Source organism: Deferrisoma camini S3R1 (genome assembly GCF_000526155.1).
Classification (GTDB): Bacteria; Desulfobacterota; Deferrisomatia; order Deferrisomatales; family Deferrisomataceae; genus Deferrisoma; species Deferrisoma camini.
This window is the reverse complement of record NZ_JAFN01000001.1, coordinates 4,182,320-4,198,379: the sequence shown is the minus strand read 5'-3', so window position 1 is coordinate 4,198,379 and position 16,060 is coordinate 4,182,320. Positions and strand designations below refer to the sequence as shown.

At 68.0% G+C, this 16,060-nt stretch carries 24 protein-coding genes; all 24 read right to left on the bottom strand.

What is annotated here, in order from left to right; all coding sequences use genetic code 11:
* Positions 1-45: 45 nt before the first annotated feature.
* Entirely contained in the window at positions 46-465 is a 420-nt protein-coding gene (locus tag DEFCA_RS22565; RefSeq protein WP_025324504.1) for a hypothetical protein, read from the bottom strand.
* A gap of 9 nt (positions 466-474) precedes the next feature.
* On the bottom strand, positions 475-1,455 hold the full coding sequence (locus DEFCA_RS0118630) for a phage tail tube protein (RefSeq protein ID WP_025324503.1): 981 nt from the start codon (positions 1,453-1,455) through the stop codon (positions 475-477).
* 15 nt (positions 1,456-1,470) lie between these two features.
* On the bottom strand, positions 1,471-1,875 hold the full coding sequence (locus DEFCA_RS0118625) for a hypothetical protein (protein WP_025324502.1): 405 nt from the start codon (positions 1,873-1,875) through the stop codon (positions 1,471-1,473).
* Entirely contained in the window at positions 1,872-2,501 is a 630-nt protein-coding gene (locus DEFCA_RS0118620; protein ID WP_025324501.1) for a hypothetical protein, read from the bottom strand. Before DEFCA_RS0118620 ends, DEFCA_RS0118625 begins: the two co-directional genes overlap by 4 nt.
* 2 nt (positions 2,502-2,503) lie before the next feature.
* The gene (locus DEFCA_RS0118615; RefSeq protein WP_025324500.1) at positions 2,504-2,848 is read right to left on the bottom strand and encodes a hypothetical protein; all 345 of its coding nucleotides are present in this window, start codon (positions 2,846-2,848) and stop codon (positions 2,504-2,506) included.
* Entirely contained in the window at positions 2,845-3,003 is a 159-nt protein-coding gene (locus tag DEFCA_RS22560) for a hypothetical protein (protein WP_169709653.1), read from the bottom strand. Before DEFCA_RS22560 ends, DEFCA_RS0118615 begins: the two co-directional genes overlap by 4 nt.
* A 3-nt stretch (positions 3,004-3,006) precedes the next feature.
* Entirely contained in the window at positions 3,007-3,177 is a 171-nt protein-coding gene (locus DEFCA_RS22555; RefSeq protein WP_169709652.1) for a hypothetical protein, read from the bottom strand.
* Between the two features lie 57 nt (positions 3,178-3,234).
* Positions 3,235-5,265, bottom strand: a complete 2,031-nt coding sequence (locus DEFCA_RS0118600; RefSeq protein WP_025324499.1) for a phage major capsid protein — start codon at positions 5,263-5,265, stop codon at positions 3,235-3,237.
* Entirely contained in the window at positions 5,243-6,739 is a 1,497-nt protein-coding gene (locus DEFCA_RS21835; RefSeq protein WP_169709651.1) for a phage portal protein, read from the bottom strand. Before DEFCA_RS21835 ends, DEFCA_RS0118600 begins: the two co-directional genes overlap by 23 nt.
* A 1-nt stretch (position 6,740) precedes the next feature.
* Positions 6,741-7,310 (bottom strand): hypothetical protein, encoded by a 570-nt coding sequence (locus tag DEFCA_RS22550; protein WP_025324497.1) that lies wholly within the window; start codon positions 7,308-7,310, stop codon positions 6,741-6,743.
* Position 7,311: 1 nt separating this feature from the next.
* Positions 7,312-9,024 carry a phage terminase large subunit family protein gene (locus DEFCA_RS0118585; RefSeq protein ID WP_342672962.1) on the bottom strand — a complete coding sequence of 571 codons (1,713 nt, stop codon included), beginning with the start codon at positions 9,022-9,024 and terminating at the stop codon, positions 7,312-7,314.
* Between the two features lie 25 nt (positions 9,025-9,049).
* The gene (locus tag DEFCA_RS23855; protein WP_245693508.1) at positions 9,050-9,598 is read right to left on the bottom strand and encodes a hypothetical protein; all 549 of its coding nucleotides are present in this window, start codon (positions 9,596-9,598) and stop codon (positions 9,050-9,052) included.
* 539 nt (positions 9,599-10,137) lie between these two features.
* Entirely contained in the window at positions 10,138-10,428 is a 291-nt protein-coding gene (locus DEFCA_RS0118580) for a hypothetical protein (RefSeq protein ID WP_025324495.1), read from the bottom strand.
* 270 nt (positions 10,429-10,698) lie between these two features.
* Positions 10,699-10,995: a hypothetical protein gene (locus DEFCA_RS0118570; protein WP_025324493.1), complete on the bottom strand. Its 297-nt coding sequence runs from the start codon at positions 10,993-10,995 to the stop codon at positions 10,699-10,701.
* Entirely contained in the window at positions 10,992-11,354 is a 363-nt protein-coding gene (locus DEFCA_RS21155; protein WP_025324492.1) for a hypothetical protein, read from the bottom strand. Before DEFCA_RS21155 ends, DEFCA_RS0118570 begins: the two co-directional genes overlap by 4 nt.
* The gene (locus tag DEFCA_RS22545; protein ID WP_169709650.1) at positions 11,281-12,243 is read right to left on the bottom strand and encodes a hypothetical protein; all 963 of its coding nucleotides are present in this window, start codon (positions 12,241-12,243) and stop codon (positions 11,281-11,283) included. Before DEFCA_RS22545 ends, DEFCA_RS21155 begins: the two co-directional genes overlap by 74 nt.
* Before the next feature lies 1 nt (position 12,244).
* Positions 12,245-12,604, bottom strand: a complete 360-nt coding sequence (locus DEFCA_RS0118560) for an endonuclease domain-containing protein (protein ID WP_245693507.1) — start codon at positions 12,602-12,604, stop codon at positions 12,245-12,247.
* Entirely contained in the window at positions 12,604-13,173 is a 570-nt protein-coding gene (locus DEFCA_RS0118555) for a hypothetical protein (protein ID WP_025324490.1), read from the bottom strand. The genes DEFCA_RS0118560 and DEFCA_RS0118555 overlap by 1 nt, the downstream gene beginning before the upstream one ends.
* Positions 13,174-13,380: 207 nt before the next feature.
* Complete coding sequence (locus DEFCA_RS0118550; protein WP_169709649.1) at positions 13,381-13,644, bottom strand: hypothetical protein; 264 nt, start codon at positions 13,642-13,644, stop codon at positions 13,381-13,383.
* Positions 13,645-13,773: 129 nt separating this feature from the next.
* Complete coding sequence (locus DEFCA_RS0118540) at positions 13,774-13,998, bottom strand: helix-turn-helix domain-containing protein (protein WP_025324488.1); 225 nt, start codon at positions 13,996-13,998, stop codon at positions 13,774-13,776.
* A 28-nt stretch (positions 13,999-14,026) separates the two neighbouring features.
* Entirely contained in the window at positions 14,027-14,275 is a 249-nt protein-coding gene (locus tag DEFCA_RS0118535; protein WP_025324487.1) for a hypothetical protein, read from the bottom strand.
* A 10-nt stretch (positions 14,276-14,285) separates the two neighbouring features.
* Positions 14,286-14,654 carry a single-stranded DNA-binding protein gene (locus DEFCA_RS21830; RefSeq protein WP_025324486.1) on the bottom strand — a complete coding sequence of 123 codons (369 nt, stop codon included), beginning with the start codon at positions 14,652-14,654 and terminating at the stop codon, positions 14,286-14,288.
* A 137-nt stretch (positions 14,655-14,791) separates the two neighbouring features.
* Positions 14,792-15,535: a hypothetical protein gene (locus tag DEFCA_RS23850; protein ID WP_025324485.1), complete on the bottom strand. Its 744-nt coding sequence runs from the start codon at positions 15,533-15,535 to the stop codon at positions 14,792-14,794.
* Positions 15,536-15,639: 104 nt separating this feature from the next.
* Complete coding sequence (locus DEFCA_RS0118520; RefSeq protein ID WP_025324484.1) at positions 15,640-16,059, bottom strand: hypothetical protein; 420 nt, start codon at positions 16,057-16,059, stop codon at positions 15,640-15,642.
* Between the last annotated feature and the right edge of the window lies 1 nt (position 16,060).

The window sequence follows — 16,060 nt, the reverse complement described above, 5'->3', positions numbered from 1 at the left end:
CCTCGCACTGCGCGCAGTCACGCTCGATCCCTTTCGCCTCGCCCGCTAGTCGGCATGCCCGGCAGTACTCGGCGCCGTGGCCGAAATGCCAGCGGACGAGGTCTTCGAGTTTTTTCGGTCGGCCTCTGCCTTCCGGGGGGCCGCCGCGTACACGGCCTCGATGGCACCCGCGTAGATGCTGGGCGCCTCGACCTCCAAGCGCCGTAGGTGCTCGATGGTTGGCCGGATGGGGGATCCGTCGGGCCAGGTGACCCCGCCAAGGTTCCCGGAGAGGTAGGGGGCCAGCCGCTCCGGGGTCCAGAAGACGGCGTCCGTGTCGCCGCTCTCCTCGGCCTTCTTCTTGGCCTCCAGGATCTCCTCCCACAGGGCCTTCCCCGGCGGCCGGACAGGGTAGGTGACCACGAAGGACTCCCCGTCCACCTCGAACACCCGCCGAATCTCGACCGGCTTTCCGATCACGAGCATGGTGGCCTCCTAATAGGCTGCGATGCTGTTCAAGAGCACCGCGCGAAACGCGCTGGCTTCGGCTGCGTCCTCGTAGTACGCCTCGAACGGCAGCTTCAGCAGGACTCCGGCGGGCCCCTCGGCCTTGGGAATGGCCTTGCCGAACAGAATCTCGTCGAGAAACAGCTGGAGCTTCTCGTTGCCGGCCGACCCCGAGCCGTCACCGCGCTGCAGGGTGATGGCGATACTGGTTTCGGTGGAGTTCTTGGCCTTGTTGTAGAGGCTGACGTCCTCGAACAGGGCCGTGAGCTCCCCGGTGATCCGAACGGCGCCTGCCGGGAGCGCCCCGCGTTGCCCCTGGTTGGCCAACGTGTACACGTTGCCGTCGAGGCCGTTTTCGTAGCTGAATTCGAGGCCGGTGAGTGTGGCGATGTTCGCTCCGCCTTCCTGGATCACCATGTTGGCATCGGTCATCGAGAAGACGGCGTCGGTCCGTTCGGTCGGCGCGCTGTCCATGCTCGACGCCGCCGGGCTCGATGCGTCCTCGCCCTTACCCATCCAGGTCGTCGAGAGGTCGAAGAACCCGTCCGGGTTCAGGGCGAACCGGGCGGAGGCGCACTTGAACCCGGTCAGCACGAAGTACTGTCCGATGTCCGCGAAGCCTTTTTCGATCGTGAACGACGGGAGGCTGGACCCGATCTTGAACGTGTGCGTGTAGGGCCCCGTGCCCGTGGTCGTCACGCTCCCGAGGAGGGCCTTCAGCAGAAGGCCGTGATCCAGACCGTTCAGCTTGCAGCTGATGTCTCCGCCGGCATCGACTCGCCCCAAGACACCGCGAGCCGGATTCCGGTCCCCCTTCAAATGGGGGTTTTGTTGGCGCTCCTGGGACGCGCCGAGGCTCTCTGTGTCGAACGGGATCCTCACGGAATCGCCCGCGGTGATCGTGGGCTTGGTTCCCCAGGTCGTCTCTTCCACCATGAGGAGCTTCAGGTTGGCTCTCTTGGCCAGCATGGCGTTACCTCCGTGTTACGGGTCCGGGACCCGATAGCGTTGTCCGTACAGGTAGCGGCCGAGCTCCACGGCGATGAGCTCCTCGTTCCCGTCGAGTTCCACGCGCCGCTTGTCGCTGCCGACCGTGAGGGTCCCGGGCAGGCCCTGCTCGATCGCCTCCAGGATGCCGAGGGCTTCCGTCTCACTCGTGGCCGCGACGAACACGGCGAACCCGAAGGCCCGCTCGTAGACCGGGTTCGAGGTGCCCAGGGTGCGCCACTCGCCGAACTGGGCTCCGGCGTAGAGCACCCACACGCTCGGGAAGCTCTCGTCCTCGTTGAACTCCTCCGGATCGCCGGTCCATGTGCCCACCGGGGCCCCGAGGCCGAGGCCCTGGAGCTTGGCGACGATGGCGTCCCGGATGTCGGTTCGGCGGCTCATGATTTCCACCAGTCACGGGCCCAGCGCTCGCCACGCTGCGCCATTTCGTAAAGCCGTTGGATGTTCTCCGCCGTGTTCCTGCCGCCCCGCTCCTTTTGGAGCCAGGTGTCGGTGAACGGGCGCGGCGGCAGCCGCACGATGTGGCCCACCTCGGGGATGATGCTTCGGCGGGCCCGGCCACGCCCCACGGTGGGGCGGGCACCCTTCTTGCGGATCCGGGCCGCGATGGCCGCCTGGGCCTCCCGGGTGATGGCCCAGCGGGCCCCCTTGACGGCCATCTCAGCAAGCCACTGGCGCCGAGCCCGCTCGGCCTGTTTCCCGGCGTCCGGATGAGGCACGGCGATCCCCACGAGGATGTCCACGCCATGTGAGGTCTCGGTGACGCGGTACGCGGTCCAGTTCGCGAAGGCCCGAAGAGCCTGCCGCCACCGGTTCCGGGCCAGGCGCCGGGTAAGCTGCGCCCGCGGAGTCACACCGGCGCCCGAACGCAGGTGCTCACGCAGCGATCGGCGCAACCGGAAGGCTTCGGAGCGGGCCGCCTTCCGGAGACTCCGGCGGTGGGCTTCGCCCGTGAACTCCCGGGTAAACTCCTGGACCACGGCCGTGTGAAACGTCGCCCGGAGCATGGTCACCTCGCCGGAACGGGCCGCGTGCCCCGCTGGATCTCGAGCCGGTAGGCCCAGGGGTCCCGGGAGACCCGCCGCACCGTCCAGGTCTCGGGCGTGCCGTCGGGGTCGCGGGTCACCGTCCAGCCGCGCTCGGGCACGTCCGGGGCGATGAACGCCGAGGCCGGCGCGAGGATCACGGCCCGGTCGGCGTACGCGTCGCCGTCGGGGTCCTCCAGGCGCTCGTCGGTCCACACGACCGGCGCCCGGACGGGTGCCTGGAGGCCTCCGCCCAGGAAGTCGCAGTCTTCGGCGAACCCGTCCTGGGTGTCGAAGAAGACGGCCGTGTCGTCAGCCAGGTCGATCACTTCCGGCCCTTCCTCCCCTTGTTGCCCTCGGAGATCTCCTCGGCCTTCTTCCGGCGGATCAGGCTCTCGGCCTCGGTCCTCGGAAGCGTCGCTTCCTCGCCGGCCTCAAGGACGCGTCCCGAGGCCATGACGGTGTCCAGGATCTTGACGCGCACGGGTCAGCCCTCCTTGGCGCGCTTGGCCGCCTTCACGTCTTCCGGCGTGGGCCTCCGGGCCTTCCCGAGACGCACCAGGAACTCGGCGTCCGCCTTGGACAGGTCCACGACCCTGCCGGCTTCGAGCACCTTCCCTCCGTCCGCCACCGTGTTGCGCAGGATGAACACCTTCATGGGTCACCTCCATTCAGGACGGGGAGGGGGCTCGGGGCCCCGCTCCCCGCCTCTCGGTTACGCCGTCAGCGCGTCCTTCATGGCCGCGAAGCTCTCCGGATGCCGGACCGCGACATCGGCCAGGAAGAACAGGGTGAGCTCCACCAGGGCCTGCTTCTTCTTCGAGTAGGGGTCCGCGATGATCTCGAACGTGCCCCACTCGCCGATGAGCAGATCGGAGAAGTTGCCGAAGATGATCGCGGAGCAGACGCCCACGCTCGTGCCCTTGTTGAGGTTCGAGGGCACCTGGTTCGAGACGGCCGCACGGTAGCCGTTCACATCGCCGAACCCCGGCTCGTCGCCGCGGTCCCAGACGAACCCGGCGCCGGCGTCGCCCGAAACCTTGGTCGTCTTCTTGAGCTTGCCGCGGACCTTGGCGTTGGTGAGGTAGGCCAGGTTCCCCACGTCGGCGTTGTCGATGGCGACCTCGGACTCCAGGTCCACGATGTGGTCCCAGGTGGGGGCCGCACCGTCCGTTCCACCCACCACCGAGCCGATGCCCGTGGTGTTCAGGATGCCCAAGGGTTCGTTGTTGGTACCGGTGCCGTTGATCGCCACGTAATCGAGCCCCAGGGCCCCGATCGCCATGAGGTCGTCGCGGACGAACATGTCCACGTCGATGGAGCTCTGGGCCAGGAGCTGCCGGCTGTACGCCGTGGTGCTCATGGCCGTCTTGGGCGAGAGGGTCACCTGGTCCAGGGTGGCGTCGGAATCGCCCAGGTCAGCCCCCGGGTTCTCGGCGACCCACGAGAGCGTCCCGGCGCCCGTCTGGCGCGGGAAGGAGACGTTGCCGTTCAGGCCGGAGAGCACCCGAGCGCCGAGCCGGCGGACCATCATCCGGTTGCGCAGGAGCTCGATCAGGTCGCTCAGCTCGGTGGGCACGAGCTCCTGGCCCTCGCCGCCGGTGGACACGAGGGCCCGGCCGAGCGCGTTCTCGACGGCCTGGCGGCTGTAGGGGGCCTTCCGGAGGCTCATGGGCACGTAGATCCCCTCGGTTCCGCGGCCGAGCTGCTTGGCGATCTCGTTGGAGATGTCGAGCTCGATGCCGTCGTCCTCCAGGCCGGCCGCGATGCGGATGGCCCGGAGGATGCTGTACTGGCGCTGCTCTCCCTCGGAGAGCTGGATGTCCACCGGGTCCGGCGCGGCCGCCACCGGATCCTGCCGGCCCATCTTCTCCAGGAGGGCCTGGCGGAAGGCGTCCACGCCGCCTCCGGACTCCAGCGTCTGCCGGGCGATCTCGTACGCGTCGGGGACGTGCCGTACGAACTGCCCGGCGATGGCGAGCAGCTCGGCCGCCACCCGGCTCCCGTCGGGCTCGGTCACCTTGGGCGCCGCCTGGGGAGGGCCCTGCGGGTCCTGCGCCCGGGCCTGGGGGGCCTGGGGCGGGGTCTGCTGCGTCTGCTGAGTGGTGTTCCGGTTCATGTCTCTCACCTCCGTGTGGTTTCCGCGGTCCTCCTTGACGAGCCGCTCAGGTTCCACCCCCTGGAAACCATCCTGGCGCCCGACACCGACGCTCGTGTCGGCCGGAATGCTGACGATGGAGATCTCCAGGGGCTCCCAGTCCACTACCCGGAAGACGTCCCCGTCCTCGTCGGAGGTCTCTTCCAGGACCATCCGGTGGACCATGTACCCCACCGAGACGTTCACTCGGATGCCGTCCAGCACGTCGCGGAACTCCTGGTCGGCTCGTGCGCTCCTTCCGAAGCGCACTACGGCACGACCTCTCCGGTCGCTGCCGACCTCGGCCCTTTCCACGACGCCGATCTGGATGCGGGGGTCATGGTCCACGAGCAGCGGACCGGAGTTGTTGAGGCGCCCGAGTCGGACGCTCTGGGGGCTGTGGTCGAGGACCTCGACCCCGAACCATCGCTCCACCGGGGCCTCGCTGGAGAAGCTCAGCGGAACGGTCCGGGCCTCCTCGTCGATCTCCTCCCGGCTGAGGGCGAAGGTTCGGTACAGGGGGCGTTCGAGGCGGTACTCGCGCTCCCCGATCCGAATGGCCCGGTTGCCGTACGTGCTCCGAAGCTCAGCCGGTAGCTGCCTTTCCATTTCCGACCTCCTTGTCGGGTGGCAGAAGGCCCTTCTCCTTAAGCGCCTTCTCCTCCTGTTCCAGCTGCGCGATCGTCTGGTCGAAGTCCCCGCCGTTCTCCTCCACGATCTGCCGGCGGCTCTTGATCCGCAGCTTCACGGCCTTCTCGTTGGCCACCATGTCCTTGAGGGGATCCACCCAGGCCCACCGGCGGGGCTGCCAGCGCACCGCCGAGAACTTGTCCAGCTTTCGGAGCGGTAGCTGCACGGTGCCGGAGAGCAGAGCCCTCGGGAGCCACGCCTCGAACACGCGCTGGCAGAGGGTCTCGGCAAACCAGTCCTGGAGGAACATCCACATGTCGCGTTCGTCCAGGGTCCCGAGCCGGCCGGAGCTGTAGCTCACTCCCTCCAGGTCCGAGGCCAAGGTCGGATAACTGACGCCGAGTCCGGCCGCTACGCCCATGAGCTCTCGCTTCACGAACTTGTCGAAGTTCGCGTTGGGGTGCTGTGGGTCCCAGGTCTGGAGCTGCACCCCGGGCGGGAGCTTCTCGAACACCCCGGGCTCCGCCTCGGTGATGATGTCGCCGTCGTCATCCTCGCCCTCGCCCTCGTACTCCTCCGACTCCGAGGGCGTGAAGAAGCCCATCTTTGCCGCCCCCAGCCGCGCCGCTACGACCTCTGCGACCTCGTATGCCCCGATCTGATTGAGCCGCACGCCGGCGGAGTGGAACCACGGGATACCCCGGAGCTGATTCGGATACTCCGGCACGAAGAGGTGGATCACCTTCTCGGCAGGAAATCTGACGTAGTCCCCTTCCTGCAGAGAGTGGTACGCGTCCCGCTTGCGCGAGAGCCAGTAGGCCACGGGGCGCCCGGCCGGGGTGACCTCCACGCCCATCACGATGCGGTTCCCGTTGGGCAGCTCGCGGTTCAGGTGGATGGGAAGCGCGTCGGGCTCCAGCACCTGCAGCGCGAGCCCCTCGGGGTTCCCGGCGGCCTGTCCCTCCACCAGGAGCACCAGGATCTCGCCGTCCTCCGGAACCGTCCCGGCACACATCCGCTGCACATCCACCCAGCTGAGCATCCCGGTGATCTCGCAACTGCCGCGGCGGCCCCACTGCTTCCACCCCTCCTCGATCCGCTCGTTGGCCGGCACGTCCAGGGCGCCGTCCGGGTTCCGGGCCTGGGCCTGCATCCCCACGCCCTTCGGCCCGACGATGTTGGTGATGCACAGCCGCTTGAACCGCTTCGCGTAATCGTTGTTCTGGGCCAGGTCCCGGCTGCGCTTGCGCATGAGCAGGAGCCGCGCCCGGAGGTCTTCGTTGATGCTGCGAGACCCGCGACCCGGCCACCCCTCGGTCACGGAGGACGCGCCCCCCAGGTCGAATGAACGCCGCGGCGGCCTGCGGCCCACGGAAGCGAGTCGCTTGGCCTGCGCCGCAGCCGGAGGCGCCGCGTCCGCAGCCTTCTTCCGGAAGAAATCCAGGAGGCCCACGTCAGTACCTCTGACCCAAGTTGCGGACCCGCACCGTCCGGCCGCTCCGGAGCCCCTTGGCCAGTCGCTCGGCCTGGAGCTCTCGCCGGTACTCCGCCTTGTACTTGTCCCGCAGTCGCAGGAGCTCCGGGATCGGGATCCGCGTGAGCTGGCGGCCGCCGATGGTGTACGACTCCACGTCCTTGGTGACCCGGCCTTCGAGAACGGCCTCGATCGCGTCCAGGAGGCGCTTGACGTGCGAGCGGGCATCCGTAGCCGAAGCGGACGTCGGGTCGGGCGCGATCTCCAGGTGCCCCGAGCCGACAATGTGCCGCTCGCCGGCCTTGGTGACGTACGCCGTCCAAGAGTAGAAGCCCGGGGGCCAGCCCGCGGTGGTGGAGGCGTCCACGTTGACCGAGAACCCGTCCCCGTTGGCCGTGGCGTCGAACGACGGGGTCCCCCCGGATCCCACGAGGCGGAAGGAGAGAGCCCAGCCGTCGGAGGCCCGGTACGTCGCGTGGCCATCCGATGGGGCCGGGACGTCGAACTTGAGCGTGTCTCCGGCGTAGAGCTTCTCGGGTACGTTTCTCACGTCAACGCCTCCATCCGGTCACCCAGCTGGCTCGACGCGCCCTCGGCCGGACGCGCTTGTGCGCCGCGGCCACGGCCTCCCGGGTCACCCCAGCATCTTCCGCGTCTTCGAGGAGCTCCCGGGTCTTCTGCTGGGCCGCCTCGGCCTGCCGTTCGAGCTGGGCCGCCAGCTTGTCCAGGTTGGCGTTGAGCTGCTCCAGGGCCGCCATCGCGTACACCCGGCAGTCCAGGGCCTCGTTGCGAGCCCGCTTCTTGATCCACTCCCGGTAGGGCTGCCCCTTCCGGTACCTCCGAACGGCCTTCTCCGCTGTGAGTTGCTCGAAGTACTCCCGGTCCCGGCCGATGGGGAAATGCATGTACCCCGGCCCGGGCTCCTCGATCTTCAGCCGGGCCAGGATCGTGCCCTTGGCCGTGTCGGTGCCGACGTAGTACACGGGCACGCGCTGGCCGTTCCGGCGGCTTACGCCGGCCAGGAGCGGCTTCCCGGGCTCCGAAGAGCCGCGGCACGCGAAGACCCGCCGCCCTGCCTTCCCGCGGGTGAACTTGTGGACCTCCTTGGGGAGGTGCCCCGAGTCGATGAACGCTGCCGCGATGCCGAGCCGCACGCCTTCCAGGCTGTGGTCCCAGCGCCGCTGCAGGAACCGATCGAGCTCCCGCCACACAGCAGGCTTCCGCGGGTCGCCCCACAGCGTTTCCCAGGCGACAGACCAGGACTCCTCGTCCCGGCCCCATCCGACCACCTCCACCTCGATCCGATCGTCCTGGACGTCGGCGCCGGCCGTGAGCACCACGACGCCCTCCGGGAGGACCTCCGGATCCCACTGTTCGCACCGTTCCTGGAGCTCGTGGCCGTCCACCTCGTCGCCTTGTTCCTCCCAGGTCTCGCCGAGGCTCGTGTTCACCCAGGTTTGGAGCGTCTCGGGCCGCTTCTTGGCCTCAAGGAACGCCGCCACGATCTCCGACAACCGCACCCACGGGCTGTAGGCCTCCCACACATGAAACCCGGCATGCCCGCGGAACTCCCCCTCGGCCCTCCACTCCCCGTGCCGAATCGCCTCCCAACGCTTCGCGTCGTCCCAGTGGGCCCTGCAGTGCTCGCACTCGTACCAGGCCGTTTCCGGCTTGCCCGGCTCCCACCGCACCTGAGCCCAACGGAGCACCTGGGGCTCCCCGCACTCCGGGCACGGAACCCAGAACCGCCGCTGGTCCGATTCCTCGAAGCTCGCTTCGATCCGCGAGAGCCCCTTGATCGTCGGGGTCGAGATCAAAGCCCGCTTCCGGTTCCAGAACGTGGTCGAGCGCTTGAACGCGAGGTTCACGGGGTCGCCCTCTGTGCCGGCCGAAGGGGGGTACCGGTCCACCTCATCGCAGAGCACGATCCGGATGGGCCTCGATGCGAGACCAGCCGGGCTGTTCGCCCCAGCGATCGTGATGTGGCCGCCCGGGAACGTCTTGTGGAGCAGGGTGTTCCCGCTGTTCCGGGCCTTGGCGTCCTGAACCTTGCCCCTCAGGCATGGCGTGTCCCGGAGCATCGGGGCGAGCCGGTCCTTCGAGAACGTCTGCCCCATCTCCAGCGTCGGCTGGAGCACGAGCATCGGGGCCGGATCCTGGTCGATGTGGTAGCCGATCACGTTCAGGATGAACTCCGTCCCGCCCACCTGGGCGGATTTCATCACCGTCACCGTGTCCACCTCGGGGTCCGAGAAGGCGTCCATGATCCCCCGTAGGTACGGGACACGATCAGTGGCCCACTGCCCGGGCTCTGCGCTTGCCTCGGGACTGAGCACGCGCCTTGCGTCGGCCCACTCGCTCACCGTCAGCTTCGGCGGCGGGGCCCATGTCCTCAGCGCCCGTTGGATCGTCTCCGTCAGCCCCATGCGATTCCGTCAGTCTTTCCACGTCGAGCGTGGCGAGCTCCGTCAAGACTTCCCGGACGAGCCCATCGAGGGCGTCCTTCACCCGCGGAAGCGAGTCCACGCCTACCAGGAGCGGCGCCGCCTTCGTGGGGAGCGCCAAGAGCTTTGCCCGGCACCGAGCGAAAACGTCGGTGAGCGCCGCCTCCACCCGGTCGAGCTCCACGAGCTCCTGCCGGCGCACCCGGAGCTCCAGCTCCACCTTCTGGCGCTGACTGCGGGCCAGCAACGCCCGCTCCCGGGCCAGGTCGGGGGAGTCCCCGTCGTCTCCCCGGTCGAACTTCCACCGGTAGTACGCCTCCACGCAGGCCGCGAGGTCGTACCGACGGGGGCCCTTCGGCCTGGGGAGCACCCCGTCCTCGATCAACCGCCTCACGTGGCGGGGGGAGACTCCCAAGGCCTCGGCCACCTGCCGTTGCGTGCAACCCTCCGCTGCCATTGGTCCCGGTCCCCTTAGGCAGCCCCGGTGCCTAGGAAAACATCGCGCCTCGCCGCGTACCCGCGGTTTTCGGCCCCGGAAGGACCCGTAAAGACAAAACCCGCCAGAACAACGGACAATCCCGTTGCCAAGGCGGGTCTCTTTCGGTGCGGGGGCCTTCCACCCCCTCGGGCGGCTCCATCCATGGTCAGCCTCTCCCTGCGCGGCCTGGGCACTCCCTCCGTGGAGTCTCGATGCACAGTTAAACGAGCATGTCTAGGCCTCGCAATAGCGAAACATGCCCTATCTCAACTTCGCATCCCGGCCGTGATCTTGCCGCATGACGTGCAGCGCAACTCGTAGCGTCCCCAAACCTTGCCCAGAGGGGTTTGGCATTTGGGACACCAGACAGGCAGTGGGCGCTGTTGCCGTACTCGCTGCAGGAACACCAGCCAACGCCTGATGGTCCGGTCGCCCTTCATTCAGCCTCTCTCCGCCTACTCTGGCGCCTTCATGGCGGACAGAACACAGAACCCGTGCAACACCAGCCCCGGAACAAGCAAGAGGGCGTATCCAAGCAGCACCCCGCAGAACCAAAGGAACGCCTGTCGGAACTGCTTCTTGTACACATGCCCCCCTCCGGGAACGATCACGGTGAGGACGGCCGCTATAGCCTTGTCCGTGTCCGTCCACTCCAGGGAAGAGACAGGGTGCCCGCAGGAGGGGCAGAACCACGCGCGGGAGGACACGTCCCCGCCGCAACAAGAGCACTTCGTCAATCTCGCCATCTGTCACCTCCCTCCCATACGCCACTGGTTCACAGCAGCCCCGCTTTCCGCAGCGCCGCCCGTAGCTTGAACGGATCGAGTCCGGCCCACGAACAGTGCAGTTCGAACAAGGGCGACCTGAAGTACGCTTGTTCCTGCTCTACGAGAAGCTCTGGATCGCGCCGCTGCATCCGTCGGCACTGCTGCTCGGGGTAGAGGAGCGTCTCCACAGCGTGCCTCACGACGGCCTGCCACAGGCGTTGCTCGGGGGGTGCGGCAGGAGGGGTGGGATCAGCAAGCTTGAGCGCAGCGTATCCCATGGCCACCCTCGTCTTTCCACAGGTCCGCCGTGTGGGCCCGGGCCAGCGCGGCGATTCGCAGGGCCACCACGGCCACGTCTATGGCCTCTTCCTCGATCCGGCGCCAGACGCGGTCCCGGTGGCGGATCTCGTCCAGGAGCTCGGCGACCTCCTCGGCCAAGAGGCCGTAGCCCTCGTGAGCGGTCGCGATCGGCCCGTGCTCAAGCTCCACGGCCGCCACCCGGTCCATCAGCGCGTTCACAACGTCCAGTCCCACCAAGCCGCTCATGACGCAGCCTCCGTTCCCCGGCCGATCCTGGCCGAGATCTCGCGCAGGAACGCCTGTGCCCGCTTGCGCTCGGTCTCACTGGGTGGCGGCTCCACCAGGCGCAAGAGGGTCTGTTCCTCCCGGTGCAGCCGTTCCAGGATCGCCTCGCAGAGCTGAGGCAAGCTCGGCGCGTACTGCCCTGGCATCCTACGTGTCGCATCCCTGGCGTACTCCAAGATCTTCTCTGGCGGGTACGCCTCGAACCGTTCCTGGAACTCCGCGACCCATTCGGCAACCACAAGCTCGTCAACCGTTGCGGCCGACCCCGGGTAACGCGCGAACACCCTCGCCACGATCTCGGTCGCCTGTTCCGTCGTCATGGTGCACCTCCTGCCGAACTCTCGCGCCGAACTTGGACACAGCAGCCGCCAGCCCCCTTCCGTTGCCTGACGTGGGTGTCGCAGGCGAGGCCCTGGCCTTCGCGCCTCCCCGGTCCTGCTCCTTGGTCAGCCAGGCGTTGATGAACTTGGGCATGCCCCGTGCTGTCTTGCGCCGCGTCTTGTTGGCCAGGAGCCAGCCGCGCATCTTGCGCAACTCCTGCACCACGTCCACGGCGGGGTAGAGCTCGGCCCACTCGGCGACCTGGGCTTTGGTCACCGGGTACTCGGTGCCTCGCCTGTTCGTGGGCAGCGTGATCACTGGGGGCGGGTCGGCGTTGTCGGGTGGCGCCTCATCTCGCCCCGGGGCGGTGCCGGCCGGCAGCGCGGGAGCCGGAGCTCGCGAAGGCTCCGCGCAAGCATCCTCCGACCGAAGGGAGGAGGATGCTATATTCCCTTCCTGTTCCCTTCCTGTTCCCCCGGGGTATGCCCGGGAAGGATTGTCACGCGTGCCCTGCCTTTCCTGGGCATGCCCGGGTGTGCCCGGGAAAGGTTGTGACCCGTTGCCACCGGGCGGTGGAATCGTGCTCGCGGCCTCACGGTGGTTCGGCTTCTGGTGCTTCGCGAAGTTCACCACCTGGATGTACCGCGCACCGTCCACCTCGTAGCGCTGCACGAACCCGGCTTCGGCCAAGGCGGTGAGTAGCGCGTCCACGTCTTCGTCGTCGTAGGGGAGAACCTCGGCCTTGATCCTCTTGGGCCGGTCCTCGAGGCGGCCCTCGCGATCCGCCAGGCACCACAGGCCCGCAAAGAGCAGCCGAGCCGCGTAAGGGAGCTCTGCGAGTTCGTCGTCTAAGAAGAAACTCGGCTTGATTGTCCGTATCCGTGCCACCTCACGCCTCCCGTCTCAGCGCCCGTGTGATCCAGTCCAGGGCTCGGCCATCGCGAATCTGCCGGGGCGTCACGCGCATCACGCGCCAGCCCATGGCCACGGCCTCGGCGTACTTCTCGCAATCGGCCTCGAACCCCTGGCCCCGCACGTGCCGTCCCTGGGTCCAGACCCCGCCCTCCACCTCCACGGCCAGCCTCCGGTCGGGCCACGAGAAGTCGAACCGCCACTTGCGGGCCGGGTGGAACCGGAACTCCCGCTCCGGCTCGGGCAGGCCGGCCACCTGCACTTGCACGGCCAGCTCCTCCTCCGCTCGGCTCCCCATGCGCAGCCTGCGCCGGGCAGTGGGCCCCCGCAGCCGCATCACGCGGCCTCCCCTGCGTCCACGACCGGGACGCCATGAGCCTGCATCCCGGCCGCGATCTCGTCGGCAAAGGCCCTATGTGGATCCGTCTCCCCGTCCGGCCGGACGACCTCCACCGTGACGTCGTGCCCCTTGGCCTTGAGGCCCGCCTCGATCTCCTTGGCTGCATCGTGGGTTATCCCAGCGAGGTCGAGCTGCCGCCGCGGCATGCGGCCGCTGACACCGATCCACGCGCCTTGCCTCGGCACGATCTGCGCCAGCACGTCGGCCACCTGGTCCAGTCGGACCTCGGCCGCCACCCGCCAGGTCAGCACCGTTCCGTGCTCGGGGTGCGCCTTCACGGCGATCGCGGCAATCCATCCCACCTCGAACCGGGGCCCAGCCTCCACGGTGAGCTCCAGCACGCGCCTTGCGTACACGCTGCCCGTGTCCATGGCCTGCTGGATTTCTGGATCCGAGAGGTCCTCCCGCTCCCCCGTGAGCGTCAGCACCAGCCGATTCGTGTTGCCGTTGTTGGCTTTCACCGTCACGCCTTTGAGGTCGCCTTCCAGCACGAAGTCCGGTTGCATCGTCGCCTCCTGTTCACTCATGCCAAACCCTGGGGTTTCATGTCGCTGAACTGGCGGGCCTACTCACGCGCTGGCCGGATTCGAACCGGCTGTGCAGGGCCTAGTTCCCTGATCTGTGGCCTCCACCTGTCGAACGGGGCCCTTCCTCTTCGACCTACCCGTGCCTCAGCGTGTTCCCACCACGCCGCAGCGCGCTTTCGGCCCAGGTCACTCCTCTAGAGTCCCCACAGCCGCGTGCCACACCGAACACGCAGGGCACGCATCAGGGTCGTCAGCCCCCCTGCCGCCGCACGTGCAGTGTGCGTTCACGGCCACGTAGAGCCTGCGGTGCAGTTTCACCAGGCCATCGCGTAGGCTGATGATGCCGTACGTCATGGTCCCGGCCGCGCTAGCCATGGCATACATCCTGTCTGCCTCGTTGATGAGGCGTTCGAGTTCGTTGACTGGTGGATCGAACCGCCGTCTCGTCATGCCGTTCTCCGGTCTGCTTCTGCCCAAGCGTTTACCTCCACAACCTCACGTTGTGGCAGAACCACAAAATCGCCACGCCAACACCAACGAGACCGCCGAGTACGAAGATGAGCACCATCAAGAGCCAAATCATGCCGCCACCTCCCTCCCCACGAGCCTGTACCGTGCCACCACGGCGCCCCCGCCCCGGGTGGGCACCGTGACCCTCTCGGTCTCGATGGGGTACCCCAGGTCACGCAGCTCCTTGATCCTGGCGCTGAGCCGCCCCACGCCCAGGTCCCGCAGGGCCTCCATGGGCGTGAGGGTGTGGCCCTGTTCCAGCGCACGCAGCACGGCTCGGGTCTGTGGTTTCATGGGCTATCCTCCTTCAGCGGTTGCCTCATCACGAACCCCTCGTGTTCCACTCGGCCACCGCCAGGGCAGGGGTGTCGCATTCCGGCCCCTGCCAGTCGCACCAGCCGCAGCGCACGCGATACCAGGGCTCATGTCCGACCGGATCCGTCTCCAGGATTTCCAGCTCGGCCGTTAGGCCGCAGCCGGGGCAAGGGAGGGCGCGCTTGAGCCCCAGCGTCGCCCGCTGCACCGCCGCGTGCCGCTCGGCCTGGTCCAATCGGTCCTGCGTCAGCAACATGGCGCACCTCCTAGAAGGGGATGTCGTCGTTGGGATCGGGCTCGGCGTTCTGGGCCTTTTTCGTGCGACCCAGCGGCACGGCCGTGTGTGCCACGATCTCGGTCTGGTACCGGGTGTTGCCCTCCCGGTCTTCCCATTTGCGGGTCTGGATCCGGCCTTCTACGAACACGAGGTCGCCTTTTTTTGCCGCGTTCCCAATCCATTCCGCTTGGTCGCCCCACACGGTCACTCGGTGCCATTCGGTGGACTCGCGGCCGTCTTTGCCCTTCCAGTTCGTGGCGAGCGAGAGATTGGCGACGGCAGTGCCTGCTGCCGTGTACCGGACCTCGGGGTCCTGCCCGAGATGGCCTAGGATCTGCGCCCTATTGATGCTCGGCATGGTCTTTCTCCCGCAGGGGGTAACGCTTCTCTTCGAGGTCCCAGTAGTGCCTACAGGCGGGGCGGGTGGGCTCCACGTCTGCCGTGGCCTTGCGGCAGCGCATCACCCAACCCCGCCATGCCGCGTATTGGCACGTGCTACACTGCGGCCTTGGCCGGCTCATCCTTCACGTCTTCCATTTTTGGAACTGCGCCGGCCTTGAGATCGCGGTAGAGCTCCCGGAGGGCCTCGGTGCCGAGGTCGGCCAAGGTCTCGCCCGGGGCGGCGCGTACGTAGTCCAGTAGGTCGGAGTCGGTGAGGCCCTGCTCCCGAGCCAGGGCGCGCACGGTCTCCACGGGGTCGGACGTGGCGTTCTTCTTTGTGGAGGGCTTTTTCGACGGGGTCTTGTTGGGCCGTGGAGAATCGTCCACGATCTCCACCCCCACCATCTCCTCGGCGGGCGTTGTCTCCAGCCCCGCGTCCATGAGCACCACGACGAACGCGAACGCGCTCCGGCAGGCTCGGGAGATCGCCCGGGTCTGCGCCATGGCCCGGCGGGCGTACTCGGGCCGCTTGGCCCAGAGCTTTTCGTCATCGCCGACGAATCCTTCGGCGGTCGCGATCACCATGCCGTCGGCGATGCGCCGGACCTCGCCGATGGCCCGGTATCCGCCCTCCACGCGCTCCACGTCCCGGGCGCTCGCCACGCACCCGAAGGCGTTGGCGATGGCCTGCCAGCCCTCCACTCGGACGTACTTGCGCCCGCTGATCTGCTGCGCCGTCCGGATCACGATCTCCTTGCACGCGCCGGCCGCATCGGTCGCAAGCCGCGTCTGCACGGCCGGAAGCGCCCTTTGGTTGTCGATCACCACGAGGTCTGTGGCCTTCTCTGCCGTCTGCATTGGTGCCTCCTGTCGCTGGATCCAGGGCCTCGTTGCCCTGGCGGTTGTCAAAAAGGCCCGGGGAGGGGAAAGGAGGAAAACCCTGCCCCGGGCAACGAGGGGGCTCAATCGCCTGTTCTCGTTCCGAATGCCGTCTGCGTGCGGTATGTGCCGCCGTAGGTCTCGGGGATCGGCTCATCGGTCGCGGCAAAGCTCCCGCAGCATCCGTTTGGAGGTTGGTGGTACCAGGCGGGCACGCCTTGGATCTCGATCAGCCGGAACGGTCCAGGTTTGCCACACCGCGAGCAGCTCTCTGGTTCAGCCGGGGCCTGCCTGGCCTCGTCTTGCACCCAGCGCTCGGGGCCGCGGCGGAGCTTGGCGGCTCGGGCCTCGGCCTCGTGCAGGGCGCGCCTGGCGAACGCTTTGGCGCCGCTGAAGGTGCCATCGAGCTCGCGCACGGCGGCACGCAGGTGCTCGGCGGCGCGGTCGAGCATAGCGGCCTCGGCCAGGTCTCGCTCGGTCGGTGGTACGTACACCCATGCCATG

What these genes read in the sequence shown, in the direction of transcription:
- DEFCA_RS0118580 (WP_025324495.1), bottom strand. Translation starts at nt 10,428, where the DNA reads ATGGCGAGATTGACGAAGTGCTCTTGTTGCGGCGGGGACGTGTCCTCC.
- DEFCA_RS22555 (WP_169709652.1), bottom strand. Translation starts at nt 3,177, where the DNA reads ATGAAGGTGTTCATCCTGCGCAACACGGTGGCGGACGGAGGGAAGGTG.
- DEFCA_RS22565 (WP_025324504.1), bottom strand. Translation starts at nt 465, where the DNA reads ATGCTCGTGATCGGAAAGCCGGTCGAGATTCGGCGGGTGTTCGAGGTG.
- DEFCA_RS21830 (WP_025324486.1), bottom strand. Translation starts at nt 14,654, where the DNA reads ATGCCGAGCATCAATAGGGCGCAGATCCTAGGCCATCTCGGGCAGGAC.
- DEFCA_RS0118630 (WP_025324503.1), bottom strand. Translation starts at nt 1,455, where the DNA reads ATGCTGGCCAAGAGAGCCAACCTGAAGCTCCTCATGGTGGAAGAGACG.
- DEFCA_RS0118550 (WP_169709649.1), bottom strand. Translation starts at nt 13,644, where the DNA reads ATGACGAGACGGCGGTTCGATCCACCAGTCAACGAACTCGAACGCCTC.
- DEFCA_RS0118585 (WP_342672962.1), bottom strand. Translation starts at nt 9,024, where the DNA reads ATGGACGCCTTCTCGGACCCCGAGGTGGACACGGTGACGGTGATGAAA.
- DEFCA_RS0118625 (WP_025324502.1), bottom strand. Translation starts at nt 1,875, where the DNA reads ATGAGCCGCCGAACCGACATCCGGGACGCCATCGTCGCCAAGCTCCAG.
- DEFCA_RS0118560 (WP_245693507.1), bottom strand. Translation starts at nt 12,604, where the DNA reads ATGCGGCTGCGGGGGCCCACTGCCCGGCGCAGGCTGCGCATGGGGAGC.
- DEFCA_RS0118600 (WP_025324499.1), bottom strand. Translation starts at nt 5,265, where the DNA reads ATGGAAAGGCAGCTACCGGCTGAGCTTCGGAGCACGTACGGCAACCGG.
- DEFCA_RS0118620 (WP_025324501.1), bottom strand. Translation starts at nt 2,501, where the DNA reads ATGCTCCGGGCGACGTTTCACACGGCCGTGGTCCAGGAGTTTACCCGG.
- DEFCA_RS0118535 (WP_025324487.1), bottom strand. Translation starts at nt 14,275, where the DNA reads ATGTTGCTGACGCAGGACCGATTGGACCAGGCCGAGCGGCACGCGGCG.
- DEFCA_RS0118520 (WP_025324484.1), bottom strand. Translation starts at nt 16,059, where the DNA reads ATGGCATGGGTGTACGTACCACCGACCGAGCGAGACCTGGCCGAGGCC.
- DEFCA_RS0118555 (WP_025324490.1), bottom strand. Translation starts at nt 13,173, where the DNA reads ATGCAACCGGACTTCGTGCTGGAAGGCGACCTCAAAGGCGTGACGGTG.
- DEFCA_RS0118570 (WP_025324493.1), bottom strand. Translation starts at nt 10,995, where the DNA reads ATGAGCGGCTTGGTGGGACTGGACGTTGTGAACGCGCTGATGGACCGG.
- DEFCA_RS21155 (WP_025324492.1), bottom strand. Translation starts at nt 11,354, where the DNA reads ATGACGACGGAACAGGCGACCGAGATCGTGGCGAGGGTGTTCGCGCGT.
- DEFCA_RS0118540 (WP_025324488.1), bottom strand. Translation starts at nt 13,998, where the DNA reads ATGAAACCACAGACCCGAGCCGTGCTGCGTGCGCTGGAACAGGGCCAC.
- DEFCA_RS23850 (WP_025324485.1), bottom strand. Translation starts at nt 15,535, where the DNA reads ATGCAGACGGCAGAGAAGGCCACAGACCTCGTGGTGATCGACAACCAA.